The following is a 15,893-nucleotide window of genomic DNA, read 5'->3' on the forward strand; positions in this document are numbered from 1 at the left end:
TGGGGCACGCCCTGCCAAGGAGAGTCTGTGGCTGAACTGCTGTTGGTGGACGACGATCCCGACATCCTCAAGCTGCTGGCCATGCGCCTGGCCACCGCCGGCCATCGGGTGCGCACCGCCGACAGCGGCGAACAGGCCCTGGTGATGTTCCAGGCCCAGCGGCCCCAGCTGGTCATCACCGACCTGAAGATGGGGGCCATGGACGGCCTTGCCCTGTTTGACGAGATCCAGCGCCGGGCGCCGACCCTGCCGGTGATCGTGCTCACCGCCCACGGCACCATTCCCGATGCGGTGGATGCTACACGCCGCGGTGTCTTTGGTTTCCTCACCAAGCCCTTCGACGGCAAGGCCCTGCTGGAGCAGGTGGAGCAGGCCCTGCGCCTTTCCGTGCCGGCGGGGCAGGGCGCTGCCCTGGAACCCTGGCGAGCAGAACTGGTGGGCGCCAGTCCGGCCATGCAGGAACTGCTGGAGCGGGCCCGCCTGGTCGCCGCCTCCGAGGCCAGTGTCTTCATCGCCGGGGCCAGCGGTACCGGCAAGGAGCTGCTGGCGCGGGCGGTGCACCGGGCCAGTCCCCGGGCCGGCAAACCCTTCGTCGCCATCAATTGCGCCGCCATTCCCGAGCATCTGCTCGAATCCGAACTGTTCGGCCACCGCAAGGGGGCCTTTACCGGCGCCGCCTACCACCACACCGGCCTGTTCCTTGAGGCGGATGGCGGCACGGTCTTCCTCGACGAAATCGGCGACATGCCCCTGGCCCTCCAGGCCAAGCTGCTGCGGGTGCTGCAGGAGCGCCAGGTGCGGCCCGTGGGGGCCACCCAGGCGGTGCCGGTGGATGTGCGGGTGGTTTCGGCCACCCACCGCAACCTGGAGGAACTGCTGCAGGGCGGCCAGTTCCGCGAGGACCTTTACTACCGGCTCAACGTGGTCTCCCTGCACTTGCCGGCCCTGGCCGAGCGGCGGGAGGACATTCCCCTGCTGGCTAACCATTTCCTGCAGAAGACCGCGGCCCGCTACGGCAAGCCGGTGACGGCCTTCGCCCCCGAGGCCATGGAGGCTTTGGTGACTGCGCCCTGGCCGGGCAACGTGCGGCAATTGCAGAACGCCGTGGAGCAGGCCGTGGCCCTGGCGCCCGTGGGGGGCGGCCTGGTGCCCCTGGCCCTGATCCAGGGGGCCCTGCGCTCCGGCGATAATGCCTTCACCTCTCTGGATGAAGCCAAGAAGGCCTTCGAGCGGGATTACCTGGTGCGCCTGTTGCGCCTCACCGAGGGCAGTGTCAGCCAGGCAGCCCGCCTGGCCCAGCGCAACCGCACCGAGTTCTACAAGCTGCTGGAACGCCATCAGCTGGAACCCGGGCAGTTCAAACCGGGTGGCGCTGACCCGGCCTGATCGGCGTCGGGCCGGCCCGACAGCTGAAATCATCGTTAAATCAATGTATTGCATTTGTTGAAGGGGAACCTGTCGGGCCAGCCCGACAGGCAGGCCGTGATCGCGCGGTGGCAGTTCTTCTTCAATGCATTGAATTCAAAAGAAATTTCTTTCCTGGCACAGCCGTTGCAATAACGGTGTCAAGCCGCGTCATCAACGACGGGCGTTTTGCACAGGAGAAGAAAAATGAACCTCAGACAGATTGCTGCCGCGGCCGCCCTAGTGGTGGCCAGCGGCCTGGCCCAGGCCCATGGCGGTATCGACGGCGATGCCGTGATTGGCGGCGCCCTGGGCGGTGCTGCCGGTGCTGCCGTCGGCTCGGCTGTCGGCGGACGCGATGGGGCCATCGTGGGCGGTGCCCTGGGGGCGGCTGCCGGTGTTTCCCTCAACACCTCCAGCCCGCGCTACGGCGGCTACGGTGGCTATCGAGGCGATGACCGCTACTACTACCGGGAACGCCACGACCGGGGCCGCCACCTGGGCCACTACAAGCATCGCCATCATCACCATCACGACTGAGTCTGCCTCACCGTTCAACGGAAGGAGCCGCCATGGAACCCACCTTTACTTTCGCCCGGGCCCCGCTGCCCCGGCACTATCTTTCCCGCCAGCCGACGACTTTGCATCCCCTGCTCAAGGTGGCTGCGGTCTCCTTGACGGTGTTGAGCCTGCTGGGCATCGGCGCCATCACCGGCCTCATCCCCACGGCCTCTTCCCAGCCTGAAGCGGCGGGCGAGGCCATCGCCGCCGAGGCGGTGGGCACTCCCGCCAGCCACCGCGCCGGGGCGGAGAAGGGTGCTTCGAGCCAGTCTTCCGGCAAGAGCAGCGGCCAGGGGGGCGCCACACCGGCCAAGGCCAAGGCGGCCTGCGCCAGCTGCGGCGTGGTGGAAACCGTGCGTACCGTGCAACTGGAAGGCAACGCCAGCGGCATCGGTGCCGTGGCCGGGGGCGTTACCGGCGCCCTGGTGGGCAACCAGTTCGGCCGGGGCGGCGGCAACACGGCCATGACCCTGATCGGTGCCGCCGGCGGTGCCTATGCCGGCAACAGCATCGAAAAGAACATGAATCGCCAGACCGCCTACCGCATCACCGTACGCATGGATGACGGCGCCTACCGCACCATTTCCCAGTCCCACGTGCCCTCTGTGGCCGCCGGGGACAAGGTGCGGGTGATCAACGGCAACGTCAGCGCCATTCCCTGAGTTCCGGGGCTTGCGGCCTGACCATCATCCACTCCCCATGGCAGCGCCATGGACCCAATCCACAATCAGGAGAACATCATGAAAACAATATTCCGCCCCTTGGCCGCCATCCTGCTGGCCCTTAGCCTGAGCCTTTCCCTGGGGGCCTGCAGCAGCAATCCGACCCGCCAGCAGGTGGGAGTGGCCACCGGCGCCGTGGTCGGTGGCGTGGTGGGTGCCGCCCTCACCGGCGGCAGCACCACCGGTACCGTGGCCGGTGCTGCTGCCGGTGGCCTGGTGGGCAATGAACTGTCGAAGCGGCGCTAAAGAGCTGGGCGGCATCGAGGCACCGAGCTGATGCCGCCTTGCTGATTTCCCGGCTGCGATGACCCTGGGCCGGCGGCTGCCTCTTGCTGCCGGCCCACTGCCTGTCGCCTGGGTCGATCGTTTCCTGTTTCCTTACTTGCCTGACTTTTCCACTTACCACTCCGCTTCCGCCACTCCGGCGACTCCCGCTCCTTCCGCCGTTTTCTCCCCAAGCTCCCGTCCCGGGAGCGTGTCCTACCGCACGGAGCCCCAAAAAGGGCCGTGCTAGTATTTGTCGCAAGCACAAATACATAACCGGCTCCCCCCGCCGGCAGGATGAGGGATGTCTCTGTTGTCTTGGAAAATTCCAGTCAGATGCCTGGCCCCGGTCTTTTTGACTACCGGGAGGCCACCTCTTTTTTGGGGTACGCGGCAGCTGTCCTGTCCTGGGGAATGGGCTGTTGCCGAGGTGGCGGCAGCGATGGCCGCCACGACGACCACGACCACCTCCTCGATCACCTTCACGATTGCCACCAGCATTTCTTCCTGGATGGCTTGCTGTTTCGCCCCAGCTGGCTGCCTTGCCCGGCCCATGGCGTCGGGTATCCGGGGCTGATCCATGGGCTGGATGCCGAGCATAAAGGCCAAGCTGCTGACCTTGCTGCTGCTGACCATCTTTTCGGTCCTGGCGGTGGTGGGCACCCTGCTTTCCATCGGCGTCGAACGTTTCCATCGGGAAGAAACCCTGGAGGTCTTTGCGGCGGCCCAGCGGTCCCTGCGCCTGGAACTGGAAAACCGCCAGGGGCTGCTGGTCCAGGCAGCCAACCGGCTGGCGGCTGACGAGCTGCTGCAAAATTCCCTCCACCAGATTTCCCTCCGCGGCAGCCAGGCCGGCAGCAACCCCCGCGCCCTGGATGGCGAGAAGAAACGCATTGCCGTGGAATTGGCCCGTGGGGGGGGCAGCACCCAGCAGGCCTTGCTGGCCGCCTTGGACGGGGCGGGCCAGCTGGTGGCCTTTGGCCGTGCCGACGGGAACAGCGTGGCCGTGGGCTTGCTGGCTTTCGATGCCGCCGGAATGCCCGTGCCCAGCCTGCAGGACCCTTCTCACCCCAGCCGCTGGCGCCCCGGGGCCGTGGGGGAGGAGATCAAATTTATGGCCCAGCGGGGGCGCCAGGCCTTGCCGGCCATGACCCTGGTGCGTACTCCCCGGGGGCTGATGCTGTTGGCCAGCGCGCCGGTATTCCGTCTTGACGGCGTGGGGGAGGAGCGCGGGGCGGAGGGAATCGAACGGGAGCCGGGCGAGGGCCGGGAACGCCCCGTGGGCCGCATTCTGGTGGGGCAGGTGCTGGGGGAGGAATTTTTGACCCAGATTGCCCGCTATACCCCCATCCGTTTCGGCCTTCTCTTTCAGGGCGGTGATGCCCTGGGCGAGGTGGCGGGGGCGGCACTCCAGGGGCTGAATTTGACCCGCTCGGCACCGCTGCTGGCGGATGGGGACGACCTGCGCCAGGGCTGGCAGGAACTGCCGGCCCACTTTCTCAAGCTGCTTTCCCTGCCGTTGTCCGATGGCGAAACCGCCTACCCGGTGCTGGTGTTGGAGAAGGAGGCGGTCAACAAGCAGATCCACCAGACCCTGCGGGTGCTGCTGCTGGTGCTTCTGGCCTCGGCTGCCCTGGTCATTCCCATGGGCCTGGCGGTGGCCAACCGGGCTATCACCCGGCCGGTGGTGAATCTGGTGGAGAGCGTCGACCTGGTGAAGGAAGGGCGTTACGAGCAACTGCCCGGAGCGCCCGAGGGGCGGGGGGAATTCGCCCGGCTGTTTTCTTCCCTCAAGGACATGGCCGACACCATCCGCAGCCGCGAGGAACAACTGCGGCTCTGGGCCAAGGTGCTGGAGCAGAGCCGGGAGGCCATTTTCGTCACCGACGAGGCTAGCCGCATCCTGCTGGTGAATCGAGCCTTCGTTGCCATCACCGGCTACGCCCCCGAGGAGGCCCTGGGCCAGACGCCGAAGTTTCTGCAATCGGGCCGGCATGATGCCGAGTTCTACCGCGCCATGTGGCAGTCCCTGCGGAGCAACGGCCACTGGCAAGGCGAGCTGTGGGACCGGGCCAAGGATGGCCGCATCTATCCGCAGTGGGTGGCCATTACCGCCGTGGCCGACGAGCCGGGCGTGGTGACCAACTACATCGCCATCTTTTCCGATCTGACGGAACACAAGGCGGCCCAGGAGCGCATCCAGTTCCTGGCCCAGCACGATTCCCTTACCGAACTGCCCAACCGCCTGCTGCTGCAGGACCGCCTGGCCATGGCGGTAGCCGTGGCGGCCCGGGATGGGCACCAGGTGGGGGTGCTGTTCGTGGATCTGGACCGCTTCAAGACCATCAATGATTCCCTCGGTCACACCGTGGGGGACGAACTGATCAAGGAAGCCACCCGGCGCCTCAAGGATGCGGTACGGGAATCGGATACGGTGGCCCGCCTGGGGGGCGACGAATTCATCGTCGTGCTTCACCGCATCCGCCAGGCCGAGGATGCGGGCCATGTGGCCGACGGTATCCTGGCCCATCTGGCCCAGCCTTTCAGCGTGGCCGGGCAAGAGCTGCGGGTCACCGCCTCCATCGGCATCAGCCTTTTTCCCAGCGATGGCGAGGATGCGGAGGGGCTGATCAAAAATGCGGATACGGCCATGTTCCACGCCAAGGAACGGGGCCGTAACAACTACCAGTTTTTCCGCCGGGAAATGAATGCCAAGGCCGGGGAGCGCCTGGCCCTGGAGAACGCGCTGCGGGGCGCCGTGGCGCGCCATGAATTTGTACTCTTTTACCAGCCCCAGGTGGAGATCCGCTCGGGTCGGGTGATCGGTGCCGAGGCCCTGATCCGCTGGCAGCGGGAGGAAGGTTTTGTTTCCCCCGCCGATTTCATCCCCCTGGCCGAGGAGACTGGCTGCATTCTCGAGATCGGCGACTGGGTGCTGCGGGAAGCCTGCCGCCAGCAGCAGGTGTGGGACGAGGCCTGGCCAGCCCGGGGCCTGCGGCCGGTGCCGGTGGCGGTCAATCTCTCGGCCCTGCAGTTCCGCCAGAAGCTCTTCCGCGAGACCCTGCTGGATATTCTCGCCGAGCATCCCCTACCTGCCGGGCGCATCGAACTGGAACTGACTGAAAGCATCGTCATGGAAGACCCGGAGCAGGTGGAAACCCTGCTCGACAGCCTGAAGCAGGCCGGTCTGCGCCTGTCCATTGACGATTTTGGCACCGGTTATTCCAGCCTTTCCTACCTCAAGCGTTTTCCCCTGGACAAGCTGAAGATCGACGCTTCGTTTGTGCGTAACATCGTGAACGACTCGGCTGACCTGGCCATCGTCCATGCCGTGGTCTCCCTGGGGCATAGCCTGGGGCTGCGGGTGGTGGCGGAAGGGGTGGAGGGGCCGGCGGAGTTGCAGATTCTCCACGGCATGGGTTGCGATGTGGCCCAGGGCTACTACTTCAGCCGCCCGGTGCCGGCGGCAGAATTCGAGGCCTGGCTGGCCAGCTATGCACCTCAGCGCATGGTGGGCAGCCTGACCGTTGGTGCCTGATTTTCCCTCCGGGCCTGAATGGAAGCGGTGGATGGAAAAGGCCGCAAGAAAAAGCTCGGGGGAAAAACAAAACGGCGCCGCAAGACGGCGCCGTTTCGGCAGGGCAGGCGGAGAGCGCCTACCCGGGGCGTTGCTGTTCCGGAATTAGCGGGGCAGGGCGCTGCCTTTGTAGTTCTGTACGGTCTGCAGCAGCTGGGCGAAGATACGGGGGCTGCCGGCTACGATGTTGCCGCTGTCCAGATAGTCGGGTTCGCCGGCCAGGTCGGTGGCCAGGCCACCGGCCTCGGTGATGAGCAGGGTGCCGGCGGCCATATCCCAGGGGGAAAGGCCGAATTCCCAGAAGCCATCGAGACGGCCGCAGGCCACCCAGGCCAGATCCAGGGCGGCAGCGCCCGGACGGCGAATGCCGGCGCAGCTCTGGGTCAGTTCCTTGAAGATGGCGAGGTAGGCATCCACGTTGTCAAAACTGCGGTAGGGGAAACCGGTGCCGATGAGGGCATCCTGCAGCTTCACCCGCTTGCCGACGCGGATGCGGCGATCGTCGAGGAAAGCACCGGCGCCCTTGCTGGCGGTGAACATCTCGTTGCGGATGGGATCGTAAACCACGGCCTGGGTTACCTGACCGCGATGGGCCAGGGCGATGGAGATGGCGTACTGGGGAAAGCCGTGGATGAAGTTGGTGGTGCCATCCAGGGGATCGATGATCCACTGGTATTCCTCATCCCGCCCGACGGTGGCGCCGCTCTCCTCTGCTAGAATTCCGTGGCTCGGATAAGCCTCCCGCAGGGTCTCGATGATGGCGGCCTCGGCGGCCCGATCCACTTCGGTGACGAAGTCGCTTTGTTGCTTGGCGACCACCTTGAGCAGGTCCACGTCGTTGGACGCGCGGTTGATGATCTGGCCGGCCCGACGGGCAGCCTTGACGGCGATGTTCAGGGTAGGATGCATATGGCTTTTGTAAAGAACTCGAAGGGGCAGTTGCCGGTCGTCCGGTCTTGTCTTGTAGACACGACCCGCCTGGTGACTGCCCTAAGCATTTGGATAAACCGGCATTTTACACCATGAACCCGACTAACCCCATTGAGACGCTGGGACGCGTACGCGTCGTGCTCTGCAACACCAGTCACCCGGGCAATATCGGCGCAGCGGCCCGGGCCATGAAAACCATGGGCCTGACCCGTCTGACCCTGGTCAATCCGAAGCAGTTTCCTGATCCCGAGGCCACCGCCCGGGCCTCCGGCGCTGCTGACGTACTGGAAAACGCCCGTGTCGTCGCCGGCCTTGACGAGGCCCTGGAAGGCACCATTCTGGCCGCCGCCCTGTCGGCCCGGCAGCGGGATCTGGGGCCCATCCCCCAGTCGGCCCGCCAGGCGGTGCCTGAATTGCTGCAATGGGCGGGGCAGGGCGAGATTGCCCTGGTCTTCGGCGGCGAGACTTCCGGCCTGACCAATGCGGAGGTGGAACGTTGCCAGCGCCTGGTGACCATTCCGGTGAATCCCGAATACAGCTCCCTCAACCTGGGGGCGGCGGTACAGGTGCTGTGCTACGAATTACGCCAGGCTGCCTTCGCCGATGCGCCGCCCGTCTCTTCCGTGGCTACCCCCTTTGCCACGCCGCCGGCCAGCCATGAGGAAGTGGAGGGCTTCTACGCCCACCTGGAACGGTTGATGACAGCTACCGGCTTCCTCAACCCCAACAGCCCCCGCCGCCTGATGCCCAAGCTGCGTCGCCTTTTCGGCCGGGCGAGCCTGGAGAAGGACGAAATCAACATCCTGCGCGGCATCATCGCTGCCGCCGAGACGCCCCTGCCTGGTGCCAAGGGGCGGGCGGGCGAGCCGGAGCGGTGAAGCCGGGCGTTACACAAAATCGGCTAATAGTTGATTAAAATAGTGGGATATTTTAAGATAACCCCACAAATCCAAGGAGTATTGCCCCATGTTTGCCCGCCTGCGTGAAGACATCCACTCGGTATTCGACCGCGATCCTGCGGCCCGGTCCGTGCTGGAGGTGCTCACCTGTTATCCGGGCATCCATGCCGTCACCCTGCACCGCCTGGCCCACTGGCTGTGGGGCCACCGGCTGCGCTGGCTGGCCCGCTTCCTGGCCCATTTCTCCCGCTTCCTGACCGGCATCGAAATCCATCCGGGGGCCACCATCGGCCGTCGGTTTTTCATCGACCACGGCATGGGGGTGGTGATCGGCGAGACCGCGGTGATCGGTGATGATGTCACCCTCTACCACGGCGTGACCCTGGGCGGCACTTCCTGGAACAAGGGCAAGCGCCACCCCACGCTGGAAAATGGCGTGGTTATCGGGGCTGGTGCCAAGGTGCTGGGCCCCATCACCATGGGGGCTGGCGCCAAGGTGGGCTCCAACGCCGTGGTGGTGCGGGATGTGCCTGGCGGAGCCACCGCCGTGGGCAACCCGGCCCGCATTATTCAGGGCGAGCAGGAACAGAAGCGGGAAGAGAAGGCCGTCAAGATGGGGTTCTCCGCCTATGCCGTGGCCCAGCAGAACCAGGACGACCCTCTGGCCAAGGCTATCCACGGTCTGCTGGACCATGCAGTGGAGACCGATCGCCGCATTGAAGCCTTGCTGCACAAGCTGGAACAGGCCGGCGTTCGGGTGGAAGACGAGCTGGCCGTGGCCGACCGTTTTGACCCGAAATACCTGAGCAAAATAGTTGACTAATATTTACGGGTTTCAGTATAGTTGACTCAAATTCTCGGGTATTACCTGGAGGCCCTCCCATGCGTTTGACCACCAAAGGACGTTTCGCCGTGACCGCCATGATCGACCTTGCCATCCGTGGCGGGGAAGGGCCAGTTACCCTGGCTGGCATCAGCGAGCGGCAGAAGATTTCCCTCTCCTATCTGGAGCAGTTGTTCGGCAAGCTGCGTCGCCACAATCTGGTGGAGAGTGTGCGGGGACCCGGCGGCGGCTACTGTATCGCCCGCCCCCTGGAGCAGGTGACCGTGGCCGACATCATCCGCGCCGTGGATGAACCTCTGGATGCCACCCAATGCGGTGGCAAGGAAAACTGCCACGAGGAACACCGCTGCATGACCCACGACCTGTGGGCCACTCTCAACGCCAAGATGTACGAATACCTGGCCTCCGTCACCCTGCACGACCTGGTGGCCAAGCAGCAGGACAAGGTCGCCCTCATTACCGGCCAGCGCATCGGTCCCCGTCCCCGGGTCAAGGAAATCCTGGTTCGGGCCTGAGACGGCATCGCCATGTTTGCCCCGGTCTACTTCGACCACAACGCCACCACTCCCCTGCACCCGGCGGTGCTGGAGGCCATGCTGCCCTTCTTGCGGGAACAGTACGGCAACGCATCGAGTCGCCACGAATATGGTCGGGCAGCCCGGCGGGCGGTGGATGAGGCACGGCAGCAAGTGGCCGAAGCCGTTGGCGCCCATGCTACGGAAGTGGTGTTCACCAGCGGCGGCTCCGAGAGCAACAACCTCTTCCTCAAGGGGGTGGCAGCCAGCCGGCGGCCCGGCGTTCTGGCGATCTCCGCGGTGGAGCATCCCTGCATTGTCCGGCCCGCCGAACAATTAATTCGCCAGGGTTGGGAACTGCACACCCTGGCTGTGGACCAAGACGGGCGGGTGGATGGTGAAGACTTCGTCACCGCCCTGCGCAAGAAGCCGGCCCTCGTTTCGGTGATGCTGGCCAACAACGAAACCGGCGTCCTTCAGGATGTGGCGGGCCTGGCTGAAGCGGCCCGCGCCACCGGCGCTTGGTTCCACAGCGATGCGGTGCAGGCCCTGGGCAAGTTGCCGGTGGATTTTCGCGCCCTCAACAGCGCCGGCGTTCACGCCCTTACCGTATCCAGCCACAAGATTGGTGGCCCCAAGGGTGCCGCCGCCCTGGTGCTGGACAAGCGGGTGGAACTGCAAGCCCTGATCGCCGGCGGTGGACAGGAACGGAACTTGCGTTCCGGTACGGAAAACGTCCCGGCTATTGTCGGATTCGGTGTCGCCTGTGGGTTAGCTGCCGAAAACGTGAAGGAAAACCGACGCCGGCTGGCAGATTTGCGACAGCAACTGGAAGCAGGTCTGGTACAGCAGGGCGCCAGGATTTTCGGCGCCGCGGCGGAACGCCTGCCCAACACCAGCTACTTCGCCTTTCCCGGTGTGGATGGCGAAACCCTGGTGGGTTACCTGGACCGGGCCGGTTTTGCCGTCGCCAGCGGTGCGGCCTGCTCTTCGGCCAATCCGGAGCCTTCCCGGGTCCTCATGGCCATGGGCGTGGCACCGGAGCTGGCGCGGGGCGCCGTGCGGGTGAGCCTTGGGGCCACCAGCACGGCGGCCCAGATTGATGAATTTCTCGGTGTGCTGAAAGGCACGCTGGAACGCCTGACCAGCCTCACGGCCATGGCGTCGTAGTTGATAAAAATACGGTGCAATCCCTTTTGGAGCGACGTGACATGAAACTGCCCATCTACCTTGATTACTCGGCCACCACCCCGGTGGATCCCCGCGTGGCGGAGAAGATGATCCCCTACCTGGTGGAGAAGTTCGGCAATCCCGCTTCCCGCTCCCACGCCTACGGCTGGGAAGCCGAAGCTGCGGTGGAAGAGGCCCGGGAGCAGGTCGCCGCCCTGGTCAATGCCGACCCGAAGGAAATCGTGTGGACCTCCGGTGCCACCGAGTCCAACAACCTGGCCATCAAGGGTGCTGCCAATTTCTACTCCGGCAAGGGCAAGCACATCATCACCGTCAAGACCGAGCACAAGGCCGTGCTGGATACCGTGCGGGAGATGGAGCGTCAGGGCTTTTCCGCCACCTACCTGGACGTGCTGGAAAATGGCCTGATCGACCTGGAGGCTTTCAAGGCCGCCATTCGTCCTGATACCGTCCTGGTTTCCGTGATGTTCGTGAATAACGAAATCGGTGTCATCCAGCCCATCGCCGAGATCGGCGAGATCTGTCGCGAGAAGGGCATCATCTTCCACGTCGACGCCGCCCAGGCCACCGGCAAGGTGGAGATCGACCTGGACAAGCTCAAGGTGGATCTGATGAGCTTTTCCGCCCACAAGACCTACGGCCCCAAGGGCATCGGCGCCCTCTACATCCGCCGCAAGCCCCGCGTCCGCCTCGAAGCCCAGATGCACGGCGGTGGCCATGAGCGCGGTTTCCGCTCCGGCACCCTGGCCACCCACCAGATCGTCGGCATGGGCGAAGCCTTCCGTCTGGCCAAGGAAGAAATGGTCGAGGAAAATAAGCACATCGCCGCCCTGCGGGATCGCCTGATGAAGGGACTTTCCGACATGGAAGCGGTCTACGTTAACGGGGACCTGGAACAGCGCGTCGCCCACAACCTGAACATGAGCTTTGCTTACGTGGAAGGGGAATCCCTGTTGATGGCCATCAAGGACGTGGCGGTTTCCTCCGGTTCTGCCTGTACTTCCGCCAGCCTGGAACCTTCCTACGTGCTGCGCGCCCTGGGGCGTGAAGACGAACTGGCCCACAGTTCCATCCGCTTCTCCATCGGCCGCTTCACCACCGAGGAAGAGGTGGATTACGTGGTCAAACTGCTGCACAGCAAGGTGGGCAAGCTGCGGGAACTGTCGCCCCTCTGGGACATGTTCAAGGAAGGCATCGATCTGAATACCGTCCAGTGGGCTGCCCACTGAACCTGCATTAAAGGAGTATTAGTCATGGCATACAGCGTCAAGGTCCTGGACCACTACGAAAATCCCCGCAACGTCGGTTCCTTCACCAAGGAAGAAGAGGGCGGCGTCGGCACCGGCATGGTGGGCGCTCCCGCTTGCGGCGACGTGATGAAGCTGCAGATCAAGGTCAACAAGGAAGGCGTCATCGAAGACGCCAAGTTCAAGACCTATGGCTGTGGCTCCGCCATTGCCTCCTCCAGCCTGGTGACCGAATGGGTCAAGGGCAAGAGCCTGGATCAGGCCCTGGAGATCAAGAACACCGACATCGCCGAAGAGCTGGCCCTGCCGCCGGTGAAGATTCACTGCTCCATCCTGGCGGAAGACGCCATCAAGGCCGCAGTGGCCGACTACAAGAAGAAGCACGGAGACAACTGATCGGGCCACCATTCAGCCGTCCGGCACCGCTGACCTTGCCGGCCGGTTGAATGCCAAGCCCTATGAGCTTCATTCTTTTGTTTTCCAAGGGGAACACATCATGGCGGTAACTCTGACCGAGCAGGCGGCGAAGCACGTCGCCAACTACATCACCAAACGCGGCAAGGGCATCGGCCTGCGCCTGGGCGTGCGCACCAGCGGCTGCTCCGGCATGGCCTACAAGCTGGAGTTCGCCGACGAGCTGGCGGAAGACGATCAGATTTTCGAGTGCCACGGCGTCAAGGTGCTGGTGGACCCGAAGAGCCTGCCCTATCTGGACGGTACCGAACTGGATTACGCCCGCGAAGGCCTGAACGAGGGGTTCAAGTTCAACAACCCCAATATCAAGGATCAGTGCGGCTGCGGCGAAAGCTTCAAAGTCTAGTTCTTTCTCGCTCGCTGGGGCGGCGTTGCAGCCTGCTTGCCGTGCTACTCGCACTGTCCCACAGGGATTCCCTGGGGTCATCTGCGCAGGCTGCGCCTAGCCCCAGCTTCGCTTTGGCGTTTGCTGAAGTCTGAATCGCCGAAAAAAACTACAATCGGGGCCGCCATGGATTTCAACGCTGATCATTTCACCCTCTTCGGGCTTCCCCGGGTCTTCAATGTGGACCAGGGCATTCTCGATGTTCGCTTCCGCGAAGCCCAGGCCCAGGTGCATCCGGACAAGTTCGCCGACGCTTCCGACGCGGATCGGCGCCTTTCCATGCAATGGGCCACCCGGGTCAACGAGGCCTACCAGTCCCTGAAGAAGCCGCTGCCGCGGGCCCAGTACCTGCTGCATCTGGCGGGCCACGACGTGGGTGCCGAGAACAACACGGCCATGCCCGTGGATTTCCTCATGGAACAGATGGAATGGCGCGAAGCCGTGCAAGAAGCGCGGCAGGCCGGCCAGGTGGATGAACTGGAAGACCTGCATTTCCGTCTGCGGGACCAGATCGCCGAACGCTATGCGGAACTGGGAGCCCTGTTCGACCAGCAGGCCGACTACTCCGCGGCGGCCGACCTGACCCGCCGCCTGATGTTCCTGGAAAAGCTGCAACACGATATTGACGAGGCCCTGGTGGCCCTGGAAGACCAATAATGGCCCTACTGCAAATCGCCGAACCCGGCCAGTCCGAACTGCCCCACGAGCATAAGCTGGCGGTGGGGATCGACCTGGGTACCACCAACTCCTTGGTTGCCACCGTGCGCAGCGGCATGGCCGTGGTCCTCAACGACGAGGACGGTCGGGCCCTGCTGCCCTCCGTGGTGCGCTACCTGCCGGAAGGCGAGGTGGTGGTTGGCATCGAGGCCCAGGCCCAGCAGGCCCTGGACCCCAAGAACACCATTGTTTCCGTCAAGCGCTTCATGGGCCGGGGTCTGGAAGACATTGGCCATGTGGAATCGGCTCCTTACGATTTCCAGGTGGCTCCCGGCATGGTGCGCCTCAAAACCCGGGCCGGCGTGAAGAGCCCGGTGGAAGTCTCCGCCGATATCCTCAAGGTCCTGCGGGCGCGCGCCGAAGCCGCTCTCGGGGGCGAACTGGTGGGGGCGGTGATTACCGTGCCCGCCTATTTCGACGACGCCCAGCGCCAGGCCACCAAGGATGCAGCCCGTCTGGCCGGCCTCAACGTATTGCGCCTGCTCAACGAGCCCACCGCAGCTGCCATCGCCTACGGCCTGGACAACGCCTCCGAAGGCATCTACGCCGTCTACGACCTGGGGGGCGGCACCTTCGATATTTCCATCCTGCGCCTTTCCAAGGGCGTCTTCGAGGTCATGGCCACCGGCGGTGATTCCGCCCTGGGCGGCGACGACTTCGACCAGCGCATCCTCTGCTGGATCAGCGAGACGGCCAAGCTGGCGCCCCTGGCCCCCAAGGACAACCGTCTGCTGCTGACCAAGGCCCGGGAAGCCAAGGAATACCTGACCAGCCACATGGAAGCGCCCATCACCGCCAAGCTGACCAGCGGCGAACTGGTGGACCTCAAGCTCACGGCCGAGACCTTCAACGACATCACCCAGACCCTGGTGGCCAAGACCCTGCAGCCCTGCAAGAAGGCCCTGCGGGATGCCGGTTTGCGTCCCACCGACGTCAAGGGTGTGGTCATGGTGGGCGGTGCCACCCGTATCCCCGCCATCCAGAAGGCCGTGGGCGAGTTCTTCCGCCAGGAGCCCCTGACCAACCTGGACCCGGACAAGGTAGTGGCTCTGGGGGCCGCGACCCAGGCCAATCTGCTGGCCGGCAACCGCAATGCCGGGGATGACTGGCTGCTGCTGGACGTGATTCCCCTCTCCCTGGGGCTGGAAACCATGGGTGGCCTGACGGAAAAGGTTATTACCCGCAATTCCACCATTCCCGTGGCACGGGCCCAGGAATTCACCACCTTCAAGGACGGCCAGACGGCCATGGCCATTCATGTCGTCCAGGGCGAACGGGAACTGGTTTCCGACTGCCGTTCCCTGGCCCGTTTCGAGTTGCGGGGCATTCCGCCCATGGTGGCCGGGGCGCCGCGCATCCGCGTCACCTTCCAGGTGGATGCGGATGGCCTGCTTTCCGTCACCGCCCGGGAGCAGACCTCCGGCGTGGAAGCCTCCGTGGCGGTGAAGCCGTCCTACGGCCTCACCGACGACGAAATCACCGGCATGCTGCAAGCCTCCCTGGATAACGCCAAGGACGATGCCTTCCGTCGTGCCCTGCAAGAGGCCCGCGTCGAAGCGGACCGCCTGCTCGAAGCCACCGAGGCGGCGCTCAAGGAAGACGCCCAGCTGCTGGACGCCAGCGAGCGGGCCCGGGTGGATGTGGCATTGGAGAAACTGCGCACCCTTATCCAGGGCGATGATCGTCATGCCATCAACCACGGCATGGACCTGCTGGCCCTGGAAACCAATGAATTCGCTGCCCGCCGCATGGACAAGAGCATCAAGCGCGCCCTTGCCGGCAAACGGGTGGACGACGTGAAAATCGGAGAAGAAGAATGACCCAGATCATCGTCCTGCCCCATGAGGAACTATGCCCCGAGGGCGCTGTGATCGAGGCCGAGCCCGGCACCAGCATCTGCGATGTCCTGCTGCAGCACGACATCGAAATCGAGCATGCCTGTGAGAAATCTTGTGCCTGCACCACCTGCCACGTTGTCATTCGGGAAGGCTTCAATTCCCTGGAGGCCGCCGAGGATCTGGAAGAGGACATGCTGGACAAGGCCTGGGGCTTGGAGCCTCATTCCCGCCTGTCCTGCCAGGCCATCGTCAAGACCACGCCTCTGGTGGTGGAGATTCCCAAGTACACCATCAACATGGCCAAAGAAGGCAAGCACTAGAGGAG

16 protein-coding genes are annotated in these 15,893 nt (G+C 64.4%); 15 read left to right on the top strand and 1 reads right to left on the bottom strand.

The window, feature by feature from the left end; all coding sequences use genetic code 11:
- The first annotated feature begins 27 nt into the window (after positions 1-27).
- The 5 genes from AZSI13_RS03725 (at position 28) to AZSI13_RS18145 (ending at position 6,489) form a co-directional block, all read left to right on the top strand.
- Positions 28-1,386: a sigma 54-interacting transcriptional regulator gene (locus AZSI13_RS03725; protein WP_109039831.1), complete on the top strand. Its 1,359-nt coding sequence runs from the start codon at positions 28-30 to the stop codon at positions 1,384-1,386.
- Between the two features lie 225 nt (positions 1,387-1,611).
- Positions 1,612-1,944, top strand: a complete 333-nt coding sequence (locus tag AZSI13_RS03730) for a hypothetical protein (RefSeq protein WP_109039832.1) — start codon at positions 1,612-1,614, stop codon at positions 1,942-1,944.
- 32 nt (positions 1,945-1,976) lie between these two features.
- A complete protein-coding gene (locus tag AZSI13_RS03735; RefSeq protein WP_109039833.1) occupies positions 1,977-2,627 on the top strand; it encodes a glycine zipper 2TM domain-containing protein in 651 nt (216 codons plus the stop codon).
- Between the two features lie 78 nt (positions 2,628-2,705).
- Positions 2,706-2,933, top strand: coding sequence for a glycine zipper 2TM domain-containing protein (locus AZSI13_RS03740; protein ID WP_109040026.1), 228 nt, complete (start codon positions 2,706-2,708; stop codon positions 2,931-2,933).
- 607 nt (positions 2,934-3,540) lie between these two features.
- Positions 3,541-6,489, top strand: a complete 2,949-nt coding sequence (locus AZSI13_RS18145) for an EAL domain-containing protein (protein WP_165833289.1) — start codon at positions 3,541-3,543, stop codon at positions 6,487-6,489.
- 144 nt (positions 6,490-6,633) lie between these two features.
- Here AZSI13_RS18145 and AZSI13_RS03755 read toward each other — a convergent pair whose 3' ends face one another.
- Positions 6,634-7,437 (bottom strand): inositol monophosphatase family protein, encoded by an 804-nt coding sequence (locus tag AZSI13_RS03755; protein WP_109039836.1) that lies wholly within the window; start codon positions 7,435-7,437, stop codon positions 6,634-6,636.
- Between the two features lie 113 nt (positions 7,438-7,550).
- Here AZSI13_RS03755 and AZSI13_RS03760 point away from each other — a divergent pair, with 113 nt between their 5' ends.
- From AZSI13_RS03760 to fdx, 10 genes are all read left to right on the top strand, one after another.
- Positions 7,551-8,336, top strand: a complete 786-nt coding sequence (locus tag AZSI13_RS03760; protein ID WP_109039837.1) for an RNA methyltransferase — start codon at positions 7,551-7,553, stop codon at positions 8,334-8,336.
- An 88-nt stretch (positions 8,337-8,424) separates the two neighbouring features.
- Positions 8,425-9,180, top strand: a complete 756-nt coding sequence (gene cysE, locus AZSI13_RS03765) for a serine O-acetyltransferase (RefSeq protein ID WP_109039838.1) — start codon at positions 8,425-8,427, stop codon at positions 9,178-9,180.
- 59 nt (positions 9,181-9,239) lie between these two features.
- The gene (iscR, locus tag AZSI13_RS03770; RefSeq protein ID WP_109039839.1) at positions 9,240-9,716 is read left to right on the top strand and encodes a Fe-S cluster assembly transcriptional regulator IscR; all 477 of its coding nucleotides are present in this window, start codon (positions 9,240-9,242) and stop codon (positions 9,714-9,716) included.
- Between the two features lie 12 nt (positions 9,717-9,728).
- Positions 9,729-10,886 (top strand): cysteine desulfurase family protein, encoded by a 1,158-nt coding sequence (locus AZSI13_RS03775; protein ID WP_109039840.1) that lies wholly within the window; start codon positions 9,729-9,731, stop codon positions 10,884-10,886.
- Between the two features lie 41 nt (positions 10,887-10,927).
- On the top strand, positions 10,928-12,136 hold the full coding sequence (locus AZSI13_RS03780; RefSeq protein ID WP_109039841.1) for an IscS subfamily cysteine desulfurase: 1,209 nt from the start codon (positions 10,928-10,930) through the stop codon (positions 12,134-12,136).
- A 24-nt stretch (positions 12,137-12,160) separates the two neighbouring features.
- Positions 12,161-12,550, top strand: coding sequence for a Fe-S cluster assembly scaffold IscU (gene iscU, locus AZSI13_RS03785; protein ID WP_014237426.1), 390 nt, complete (start codon positions 12,161-12,163; stop codon positions 12,548-12,550).
- 100 nt (positions 12,551-12,650) lie between these two features.
- Positions 12,651-12,974 (top strand): iron-sulfur cluster assembly protein IscA, encoded by a 324-nt coding sequence (gene iscA, locus AZSI13_RS03790; RefSeq protein WP_109040027.1) that lies wholly within the window; start codon positions 12,651-12,653, stop codon positions 12,972-12,974.
- A 165-nt stretch (positions 12,975-13,139) separates the two neighbouring features.
- Complete coding sequence (gene hscB, locus AZSI13_RS03795; protein ID WP_109039842.1) at positions 13,140-13,670, top strand: Fe-S protein assembly co-chaperone HscB; 531 nt, start codon at positions 13,140-13,142, stop codon at positions 13,668-13,670.
- Positions 13,670-15,550, top strand: coding sequence for a Fe-S protein assembly chaperone HscA (gene hscA, locus AZSI13_RS03800; protein ID WP_109039843.1), 1,881 nt, complete (start codon positions 13,670-13,672; stop codon positions 15,548-15,550). Before hscB ends, hscA begins: the two co-directional genes overlap by 1 nt.
- Complete coding sequence (gene fdx, locus AZSI13_RS03805) at positions 15,547-15,888, top strand: ISC system 2Fe-2S type ferredoxin (RefSeq protein WP_109039844.1); 342 nt, start codon at positions 15,547-15,549, stop codon at positions 15,886-15,888. The genes hscA and fdx overlap by 4 nt, the downstream gene beginning before the upstream one ends.
- Positions 15,889-15,893: the final 5 nt, after the last annotated feature.

The organism is Azospira sp. I13 (assembly GCF_003112695.1).
Taxonomy (GTDB): Bacteria; Pseudomonadota; Gammaproteobacteria; order Burkholderiales; family Rhodocyclaceae; genus Azospira.